The organism is Myroides sp. LJL115 (assembly GCF_054871665.1).
On sequence record NZ_JBTXLS010000068.1, the window covers coordinates 1 to 10174 of the forward strand.

8 protein-coding genes are annotated in these 10174 nt (G+C 34.2%); 1 reads left to right on the top strand and 7 read right to left on the bottom strand.

Annotation, left to right across the window (positions count from 1 at the left end; genetic code table 11):
• Positions 1 to 130: 130 nt before the first annotated feature.
• From ACYSNX_RS12420 to map, 7 genes are all read right to left on the bottom strand, one after another.
• Complete coding sequence (locus ACYSNX_RS12420) at positions 131 to 1006, bottom strand: universal stress protein (RefSeq protein ID WP_461754981.1); 876 nt, start codon at positions 1004 to 1006, stop codon at positions 131 to 133.
• The gene (locus ACYSNX_RS12425; protein WP_461754982.1) at positions 999 to 2597 is read right to left on the bottom strand and encodes a BCCT family transporter; all 1599 of its coding nucleotides are present in this window, start codon (positions 2595 to 2597) and stop codon (positions 999 to 1001) included. The genes ACYSNX_RS12420 and ACYSNX_RS12425 overlap by 8 nt, the downstream gene beginning before the upstream one ends.
• Before the next feature lie 190 nt (positions 2598 to 2787).
• Entirely contained in the window at positions 2788 to 4413 is a 1626-nt protein-coding gene (gene pruA, locus ACYSNX_RS12430; RefSeq protein ID WP_461754983.1) for an L-glutamate gamma-semialdehyde dehydrogenase, read from the bottom strand.
• Positions 4414 to 4515: 102 nt separating this feature from the next.
• Positions 4516 to 4902 carry a Co2+/Mg2+ efflux protein ApaG gene (apaG, locus tag ACYSNX_RS12435; protein ID WP_461754984.1) on the bottom strand — a complete coding sequence of 129 codons (387 nt, stop codon included), beginning with the start codon at positions 4900 to 4902 and terminating at the stop codon, positions 4516 to 4518.
• Positions 4903 to 4999: 97 nt separating this feature from the next.
• The gene (locus ACYSNX_RS12440) at positions 5000 to 6244 is read right to left on the bottom strand and encodes a type IX secretion system plug protein (RefSeq protein WP_461754985.1); all 1245 of its coding nucleotides are present in this window, start codon (positions 6242 to 6244) and stop codon (positions 5000 to 5002) included.
• Positions 6245 to 6419: 175 nt separating this feature from the next.
• A complete protein-coding gene (locus ACYSNX_RS12445; protein ID WP_461754986.1) occupies positions 6420 to 7184 on the bottom strand; it encodes a class I SAM-dependent methyltransferase in 765 nt (254 codons plus the stop codon).
• A gap of 32 nt (positions 7185 to 7216) precedes the next feature.
• Positions 7217 to 8035 (bottom strand): type I methionyl aminopeptidase, encoded by an 819-nt coding sequence (gene map / locus ACYSNX_RS12450; protein WP_461754987.1) that lies wholly within the window; start codon positions 8033 to 8035, stop codon positions 7217 to 7219.
• A 185-nt stretch (positions 8036 to 8220) separates the two neighbouring features.
• Between map and ACYSNX_RS12455 the strand changes: the two genes are divergently transcribed.
• Positions 8221 to 9489, top strand: coding sequence for an acetyl-CoA hydrolase/transferase family protein (locus ACYSNX_RS12455; protein WP_461754988.1), 1269 nt, complete (start codon positions 8221 to 8223; stop codon positions 9487 to 9489).
• The last annotated feature ends 685 nt before the right edge of the window (positions 9490 to 10174 follow it).

Genomic DNA, 10174 nt, shown 5'->3' on the forward strand with positions numbered 1-10174 from the left:
CTATACTTCTATACATGACATCTACTTAAAAGTATCGTAAAGTTAAGAACCGCCTTGGTACGGATCCGTATGCCAGGTGGTGTGAGAGGTCGGCTGAAGAAATAATCTTCAGCCTCCTACTCGATTTGGATTATTTCTTTATTTCCTTTACAAATAATAAACAAGTATTTGTTGGGCGTTGCAGTACGTGATTGGCTACACTACCTAAAAATATTTCTTTTATACTTGAGTATCCTTTTACCCCTAAGATTAAAAGATCGGCGTGTTTATCGCTAGCGTATTGCATAAGTGCTGCTGGAATATTTTGATCTTTAGCTCCAACTACGTCTATTTTGGTGTACGTGGAGTAGGTCTTATTCCATTTTTGTTGTTTTTCTAAAATATCCTGTTTACTAGCCTTCTCGAATTGATTATCTGTAATCATGGCATAGAACCCCCAAGAGAATTTCGAAATATGAACAGCCGTATGCTCAATTAAAAGATTCTTATCATTGTTTTTAAAGCGATCTGCCCAGTTCATAATAATAGGTGTATACTTGGAGAAGTCGATAGCATCTATTACTGTTGATATTGTTTTATTAAAGGTTTCAGGAACAAGTAAAGTTGCTAAAGGCAAAATACGTATTAGTTTTTGTGCTAAAGCTCCATTACCATTTAAGTGCTGTTTGTTACCAAGTATTAGCATATCATATAACTTTTTTTTGCTAAGTTCTATAAATGCTAATTCAGAGTAGGTATGCAAGCCAATTTCTACACTAAAAGTATAATCAATTTTGGTTTGAGCTACTTGTTGCTCTATATTTTGTTGAATTCTTTCCTTAATCAGTGAGATACTTTCTTGGGTAAGAAAGTCTTTGGAAAGTTCCGTGATTTTAATGTTATGTACAAAGGTGATGTGTTGGATGTTAAGTACTGAATCAAGTACTTCTAAGTACTCAATTAAGTACTTATCCATAAAAGATAGGTCTAAACCTACTAGTATATCTAATGCTTTATTCTTATTCATTTTCTGTAGTTTTAGGTTGATTTAATAAATCGGAGATTACCTGTTGATAGGATTTCTCTTCTATTGACATTTGTTGTTTTTGCTTTTTCTTTAATTCTTCCTGTAAACCTTTATAAAGGCTGAAACACAGAATTATTAATATAACAGCAAAGGGTAGTCCAGTGATTATTACGGCAGTTTGTAAGGCATCTAAACCTCCACCCCATAATAAAACAATGGCAATTAATCCTTGAGCAAAAGACCAGAAAACACGCTGCCATACAGGTGATTTTCCTTCACTATTAGAGGTAATATTATCTATTACTAAGGAACCTGAATCGGAAGAGGTAATGAAGAATGAAAATACTAATATAATAGCAACTATAGATAAGAACTCAGAATAAGGAAAATGCTCCAAAAAGGAGAAGAGGGCAGTGGATATATCTGTAGTAACAGCCGTTACAATAGTAGTATCTCCATTTAGAATCATTTCTAAGGCACTAGAGCCAAAGATATTCATCCAAAGCAGGGTAATTAGCCCTGGCACGATTAAAACTCCTAAGATAAACTCTTTTATGGTTCTACCTTTTGATATACGTGCAATAAAGCTACCAACAAAAGGAGACCAAGCAATCCACCATGCCCAATAAAATATTGTCCATGCGTTTTGCCAACCACTAGAACCATAGGTATCATTCCATGTACTTATGTCTATAAAGTTAGCCAAATAAGAACCAGTGTTTTGTACGTAGCCTTTTAATATAAATAAAGTAGGGCCTAATATAAAAATAGTTAGCATAAAGGCACTTGCTAAATACATATTGGCATTACTTAGTAATTTAACTCCTTTGTCTAATCCAGAGAATACCGATATACTTGCTACACCAATAACAAGTAGAATGATACCTGCTTGTACTATAGGTGAGATTTCCCATCCATAAAGATAGGTTAATCCTGCACTAACTTGGGTTACTCCAAGACCTAGTGAAGTGGATAAACCAAAGACAGTTGCTAAAGTAGATAAAATATCAATGGTATGTCCCCACCAACCATGAATTCTTTCTCCCCAAAATGGATAAAATAGGGAACGGAAAGTCATTGGTAGTTTTCTGTTAAAAGAGAAAAAAGCCAATGCTAAACCTACCATGGCATAGATTGCCCAAGCATGTAATCCCCAGTGTAAAGAGGTGAATTCCATTGCTTGAATAGCCGAATCTATATCGGAAGAAGTGGGTCTTGGTGGATTTATGTAATGTGAAACAGGCTCTGCTATACTATAGAACATAATTCCAATTCCCATACCTGTGCTAAATAACATTGCAAACCAGGATGTCTTGGTGAATTCTGGTTCTGCATTATCTCCACCTAAACGGATGCTACCGAATTTACTAAAGGCGAAATAGAGTGCAAAAATCAGAATGATATTAACGGTAATAATAAAGAACCAACTAAAGTTAGTGGTAACTAGGTATTGTGCTTGAGCAAACCATGGACCTATTTTTGTTGGAAATAGTAGACAGGCACTAATAAGGCTAATAATTAATAAAATCGAAGTGAAAAATACAGGTGGATTAATTACTAGCTGTTTGTTTTGAATTAATTTTTTATACATGTTCTAGATTATTTTAAAATGAATCCAGTACTAAAAAATTATTAAGGATAAAAATAGCAAAAGCTAATTAGGGTAGGGCTTTGAAAAATACTTTTATATGATCTTCATAGGGATGCATGAATCCTCAATAAACGTACTGTGAAAAAAGAAGCGGTGCTTCTATAAAGAGCACCGCTTATAAGATATATGATTATCCTAAGAAAGGATATTTGTAGTCTGTTGCAGGTACAAAAGTTTCTTTAATTGTACGTGGAGATACCCAACGTAATAAGTTAAGAACTGAACCAGCTTTATCATTTGTTCCTGAAGCTCTAGCTCCTCCAAATGGTTGTTGACCTACTACTGCTCCTGTTGGTTTATCGTTGATGTAGAAGTTACCAGCACAGTTTTGTAATGCTTCTGTAGCTTCGATAATTGCATAACGACATGTAGCTAATATAGCTCCAGTTAAAGCATAGATTGAAGTTTGATCTACTAATTTTAAAGTTTCGCTCCATTTTGCATCTTCGTAAACATAAACTGTTAGAACAGGTCCGAACAATTCGTTTTCCATTGTTGCATAGTGAGGGTTTGAAGTTTGGATAACAGTTGGCTCAATGAAGTAACCTACTGATTTATCATACTTACCACCTAAAATTACTTCAGCATCTGTATCAGCATTGGCTTGGTCAATAGCTTTAGCTAATTTATCAAATGAAGATTCTGAGATAACAGAAGATACAAAGTTAGCTGGGTCCTCAGGAGTTCCCATTTTGATTGTAGCTAAGTCTTCTGTCATGTATTTTTTAACATCTTCCCATAATGAAGCAGGGATGTAAGCTCTTGAAGCAGCAGAACATTTTTGTCCTTGGTATTCGAAAGCTCCTCTAGTTAAAGCAACAGCAACTTCTTTTGCACAAGCTGAAGGGTGAGCAACTACGAAGTCTTTTCCTCCAGTTTCCCCAACAATTCTTGGGTATGTTTTGTAGTTATTTATGTTTTGACCAATTTTATTCCACATAGAGTTAAATACTCCTGTTGATCCTGTAAAGTGGATACCTGCGAAATCTGGGCTAGCCAATAATGTATCAGTAATCATAGCAGAGTTTCCGTAAACTACGTTGATAACTCCTGCAGGTAATCCTGCTTTTTGTAATACTTCAACAATTACTCTTGCAGAGTAAATTTGAGTTGCTGAAGGTTTCCAAACTACTACGTTACCCATCATTGCAGCTGATGTAGGTAAGTTACCTGCAATAGCTGTAAAGTTAAATGGAGTAATTGCATAGATGAATCCTTCTAAAGGTCTGTGCTCTAATCTGTTCCACATTCCTTCTGATGAAGCTGGTTGCTCTGCATAGATTTGTGCCATAAATTCAGCATTAAATCTTAAGAAGTCAATAAACTCACATGCTGAATCTATTTCAGCTTGGTGTAAAGTTTTTGCTTGAGCAATCATTGTAGCAGCGTTGATTTTAGCACGGTAAGGACCAGCTAATAAATCAGCAGCTTTTAAGAAAATAGAAGCTCTGTGTTCCCATGGCATAGCAGCCCATTTAGTCTTAGCTTCTAAAGCAGTTGAAACAGCTTTTTCAATTAAGGCTTGGTCAGCTTGATGGTAAACTCCTAATTTATGTTTGTGATCAAATGGAGGGAATAAATCTTTCGTATCTCCTGTACGAATTTCTTCTCCACCGATATATAGTGGAATATCAACTTGTTGGTTGTATTGTTCTTTGAAAGAATTCAAAGTCAATTCTCTTTCTTTTGTTCCTGGTGCATAAGACTTAACTGGCTCGTTAATTGCTGTTGGAACTTTGTAGAATCCGTTTGACATATTTTTTCTTTTTAAATTTTGTTGTAAAATGAATTTGTACAAAGATAATAAAAAATTCGCAAAGAATTTTAAATATCTCTACTTTAATGGGACTTATTTAGCCTAATTCATCGCATACGAGGCGATTAATTTGAAATTAGGTATTTGAACTTTAAAAAACTTATTATCTACTAAATTAACTACTTTATAGTAACCTTCCATCGAGCCAATACTAGATTGTAAGATGCAACTACTACTATAAGAATGACTATCTAAAGGCAAAATGATGGGTTGCTCCCCGACAATGCCAGAACCTTGAACTATTTTAGTTTCATTTAAACTATCATATATCTGCCAAAACCTAGAATCTACTTTAATAGGTACTTGGGAATTATTAGTAATAGTTATGGTGTATTTAAAGGCATAATACAGCGTATTGCCTTGATAAAAACTACCTTTGAAATGCGGAGTCACACCTACTTCAATGTCTTTATTTGTCTGTATGTTCATAGTGAAAGGGAAGTTAGATACTCAAAGTTAATCAATTATTTTACAGTATTTGCCTAATTAACACTCTATAACAGGCGTTATTATAGTTATTTAACGTTTAATAGGTGATGTCTTTGGCATTGGCATACCCTATTCCTATTGCTCTATCGTATAAGTCTGTTGTTTTTCTATAATAAACGATCACTTGATAGGCATTAGTAGTTTGGGCATAATTACCATCAGGGTTATTTTGAGGTGAAACCTTATTGTCAATTACAGCCGTATAGCTATAATTGGTAAAACCCTGTTTAATCAATATTGCTTTTTCATAGATTTTTTTATCAGGGTTGTAATCCATTTTACTTTCTTGGTTTAAAGCATAATCATTAAACATCCCACTAATGTAATATTGGGTATTCTCTGGCATATCATCACTAGGTTGATAAGAGAAATACACCCAGGAGTATTCCGCTTCTATACTAGGGTCTCTACCATTGATATTTCTTGGAACAAATTGTCCATTAATATCTGGGAAATAAGTGTATCCTTTATTTTTTCTACTTTGGTTTAAATATAGATACGTATTGTAAATGCCATTATCTGAATTGGTTTGCGCAATGTAACTATTGGTTAGTCGTATATCGCTATTATCAAAGTTAAGGTATTGATTTAGTCCCCAATATTGGGTTGGGTTTTCGTATTTATATAATAAGTCATTACCAATTGTATATTGGGGTTTTATATGACCTATAAAACTGTCCCATCTGCCATTTTGAAAAATAGCCACTTTTATATTAGTAGTAGGGTTTTGGTATAAGTTATCTCCTAAGGCTACGGTAAATTCTAGATTTTGCTTTGTTTCATAGGTATCTAAATCTCTAGTTCGCTTTACATTTAATCCTACTTGAACATTTTGCTCATAAAGAATAAATTTTCTTCTAATGATTACCTGATCATCTTGATCATATACCTCTAAGACATAATTACCACTTTTAGTTACCCTATATACTGGATTAGGTAAAGTTAATTTATAATGGGTGTAATTTTGTAGAGTATTATAGGAATTATCTTCCTGCATAATACGCTGATTGCTCATGCCTGAAATATATTCGATTGGACGAAGTTCCGATGGTGTCCAATCGTAATTATAGGCAATGACTCTATAGTAGTAATTACTATCTTGACCATATAGATCATCAAATTCTAATGTGAAAGGATCTCCTAGGGCAAAAAAGGGATTACACGATTGACCTTGACACATAAAGCTGGCTGATTTTATGTAAGGAGCAGTGGTGTTTTGTGGAACTTGAGCCCAAGAAAAGGCAGACCATAAAACGACTATAAATAAAAAATATTTTTTCATTGAAGCTAGAATATTTATACAGTAGGATCTACTTAATGAAAGTTAAAGATACTTATAAATATGGGCTTATAGAAATAAATGTTTTTAAAAGGGAGTGTTTTGTTTTTTAGCACAAAAGTAATGGTCACTCTAATTATTAACCTAATTGTTATAATTTACAATAGATAAGAGATGTCTATTTATAGACAATTGGCAAGATTTCTCCTTTGGCCAAACAGTAAGTCTGTATTTCTTTGTCGCTAAGGGTAGTAGTGTAATCTACCGGATCTACTTTAAAGCCAATTTGAGTTAGTTTATCAAAGTAGTCCCTTCCATATATTCTTACATGGTCATACTGCCCGAAAATCAAAGTTCTTTCTTTAGGGTCAGTAATAGAATCATCAACAAAAGTAGTTGGTCTGTCTAAGTCTTGAGGAACTTGAAAAATACCCATTGCTCCGGGTTTCATAATACGGTATAATTCCTGCATTGCTTTTGTATCATCTGGTATATGTTCTAAGACATGATTACATAAAATCATATCAAAACTATTGTCTTCGAAAGGAAGATTACATATATCTGCTTTTACATCTGCAAGGGGAGACTCCAAATCCGTTGTGATATAGTTAAGGTTGGGCTGTTTTTTAAACCTTTTGTAAAAGGCTTGTTCAGGAGCAAAATGTAAAACACTTCTTTTTTTAGTAAAGAAATCGGTTTCATTAACCAAATACAACCATAAAAGGCGGTGTCTCTCTAAGGATAGTGTACTAGGAGATAAGACATTTGCCCTAGTGGTAGCATAACCATAGGGTAAAAAAGTCTTAAAGCTTTTCTGGTCAATAGGATCCGTGTATTTGTCTCCTTTTAAATACCATGCTAATACAGGTCTAACAAGGTAACTCAACCGAATTAAAATCGGTCGAGGTACAATGTTTAATATCCATTTGAACGTTTTCTTCATTGAAAAAAAGTAAGAAGTCTTTACTAAGTAGTTTATAAAACTAAAGGTTTAGCTCTAAATTCTTTCTCTTCATCACTTTGAATTCCCAAAGCATCATAAATATATTGGAAAGTAGAAAGCAATTCTGGTTTACCATTAATTAAGGCAACATTATGTTCAAAGTGAGCAGATGGTTTTCCATCTCTAGTTACAATAGTCCAACCGTCGCTAAGTTGCTTAATATTTCTAGTTCCTAAATTGATCATTGGCTCAATTGCAACAACTAAACCTTCCACAAATTTCTTTCCTTTCCCTCTTTTACCATAGTTTGGCATTTCAGGACCTTCATGCATTTTTCTTCCTAGACCGTGACCTACTAGCTCACGAACTACTGTATAGCCTTGTGCCTCACAGTAACGTTGGATTGCACTTCCTACATCTTCCACGCGATTTCCAATAACGAATTCGCGAATTCCTACGTATAAAGATTCTTTTGTTACTTGTAATAATTTCTTAGTTTCTGGCTTTACTTCGCCTACTTCAAAAGTATAGGCGTGATCTCCATAGAACTCATTCATTAAAGCTCCACAATCTACAGAAACAATATCTCCTTCTTGTATAGGTGTATTGGTTGGAAGTCCGTGAACAATTTGTTCATTCACACTTGTTAATAAAGTAGAAGGACAACCATATAAGCCTTTAAAACCTGGTACAGCACCATGGTCTCTGATGAACTCTTCAGCTTTTTTATCTAAATCTAAAGTTGTTACTCCAGGCTTTAGTTCTGTAGCAATCATTCCTAAAGTTTTGGAAACCAGCAAAGCACTTTGTCTGATTAACTCAATTTCTTCTAGAGTTTTTGGAATTATCATACTTTTTATTTTTAAGTGCTACAAAATTACACTATTACCAGCAATGAAAAAAATGTAACAGTATAGTTTTTTGGTTGCCTTGAAAGAGTTAAAAGCGTATTTTTACACTTTTGATAAAAAAAGTGTGTTTTTTCATTAATAAAAAACATTATTTAATCCAAAAGTACATATTTATTAGTTAAAAGATGGTATACTTAAACGCCCAACAAGCTGCTAGTCAGATAAAATCAGGAGATAGAATTTATCTACATGGTATAGCTTGTACTCCAAATCATTTAATTGACGCTATTGTCGATCGCGCCGAAGAATTAACAGATGTTGAGTTTTGTCACATCCACACCCTTGGACCTGCAACTTATGCTGATTTAAAATATAAAGATAGTTTTAGAGTAAATTCTTTTTTCACAGGAGGAAATGTTCGTCATACTATTAAACAAGGTAATGGTTCATATACTCCCGTGTTTTTGAGCGAGGTACCTACTTTATTTGATAATGAAATTTTAGATTTAGATGTCGTTTTAATTCAGGTTTCATCCGTAGATGAACATGGTTTTGTTTCTTTAGGTAGTACAGTAGAGGGAACTTTAGCTGCTATTAGAAATGCCAAATTAGTTATTGCTCAAATCAATAGCTTTATGCCTCGTACTTTTGGAGATGCAAGCATTCACATTTCACAAATTGATACGGCGGTGTGTTTTGATACTCCAATTATTGAAGATTATGGCTCTGGTATTGCTAGTGAGCAAGATGAGAAAATTGGAAATTATATCGCTCAAATGATTGAGGATGGAAGTACTTTACAAATGGGAATAGGAAGCATTCCGGAAATTGTATTACAAAAATTAAGGAATCATAAAGACTTAGGTTTACATACAGAAATGTTTTCCGATGGAGTTATTGATTTAATAGAAGCAGGCGCTTTAACTGGGGCCAATAAAAATATAGATAAGTACAAGGCTGTTGGAACTTTTGCTGTAGGATCTAAACGCTTATATGATTTTATAGACAATAATCCATTGTTTTTGTTTAGAGAATGTTCTTATACGAATGATGTTTCTATTATTAGACAAAATCCAAAAGTAATTGCAATTAATTCGGCAGTTGAAATAGATGTTACCGGTCAAATTTGTGCAGACTCTATTGGATCAAAAATTTACTCTGGGGTTGGAGGTCAAGTGGACTTTGTTAGAGGAGCTAGCCTAAGTAAAGGTGGTAAGGCTATTATTGCCCTTAGTTCAACTACTAAGAAGGGGGAAAATAAGATTGTTCCTTTTTTAAAGCAAGGTGCCGGAGTAGTTACAACACGTGCACATGCACAATACGTTGTGACTGAATATGGTGTAGCGGATCTAAGAGGAAAAACAATTCGTCAAAGAGTAGAGGCTCTAGCTTCGATTGCTCATCCTAATTTTAGGGAGGAAATTCTGAAGACTTATTTTGATAGTATTCAATAGACAAAAAAAAGGATCTATCTCATAAAGGTTACTTCGATGTCATTCAGAAGTAATTTATTAGGTATAGTTTATATTTCAGAATAAATTATACTAAGTAAAAATACGATATTTATTAAACAAAAAAGAGGCTGTCTTCAATTGTGAGTAGACAGCCTTTTTTTAGTGTGCCCAGCATGGGTAGTAACTCTAGGGTGTAAGTCCCGAACACGCCTTTACAACGGGAAGTGTTAGCCAAATGCAAGGGTGTCCATCGCAAGGTGGAATCTGAAGGAAGCGCTAGGCAAACCCTTGACCTGACGAACAGAAACTATATCAGGCTCAATAATATCGGATAAGGTTGCTAAACAAACTGAAGTCCAAAGTTGTACGGAGATATTTAGGGTAAATATAGCAGGTATATGAGGGGAAAGTTACTGTTCTTACCTGGGGAGGTCTTACAGACATAGGAAAGTTTTTTTTTTACAGAACTATGGATAACAATTGCTGTAAGAAGTCAGCAGAAGTCATAGTAGGTATGGATACAAGCTTGGCAATACCAAGAAGTCTTACGAAATACTGAAGGACTGAACTTAATTTAAATGAGTAGTAAATGAATGTTACCTAATGAAGGAAGGAATGCAGAAAATATCAAAATATATTGATAACTACCTTGGAAAGGATAGGACGGAATCCGAAAGCTACCAAG

What these genes read in the sequence shown, in the direction of transcription:
- ACYSNX_RS12420 (WP_461754981.1), bottom strand. Translation starts at nt 1,006, where the DNA reads ATGAATAAGAATAAAGCATTAGATATACTAGTAGGTTTAGACCTATCT.
- ACYSNX_RS12425 (WP_461754982.1), bottom strand. Translation starts at nt 2,597, where the DNA reads ATGTATAAAAAATTAATTCAAAACAAACAGCTAGTAATTAATCCACCT.
- pruA (WP_461754983.1), bottom strand. Translation starts at nt 4,413, where the DNA reads ATGTCAAACGGATTCTACAAAGTTCCAACAGCAATTAACGAGCCAGTT.
- apaG (WP_461754984.1), bottom strand. Translation starts at nt 4,902, where the DNA reads ATGAACATACAGACAAATAAAGACATTGAAGTAGGTGTGACTCCGCAT.
- ACYSNX_RS12440 (WP_461754985.1), bottom strand. Translation starts at nt 6,244, where the DNA reads ATGAAAAAATATTTTTTATTTATAGTCGTTTTATGGTCTGCCTTTTCT.
- ACYSNX_RS12445 (WP_461754986.1), bottom strand. Translation starts at nt 7,184, where the DNA reads ATGAAGAAAACGTTCAAATGGATATTAAACATTGTACCTCGACCGATT.
- map (WP_461754987.1), bottom strand. Translation starts at nt 8,035, where the DNA reads ATGATAATTCCAAAAACTCTAGAAGAAATTGAGTTAATCAGACAAAGT.
- ACYSNX_RS12455 (WP_461754988.1), top strand. Translation starts at nt 8,221, where the DNA reads ATGGTATACTTAAACGCCCAACAAGCTGCTAGTCAGATAAAATCAGGA.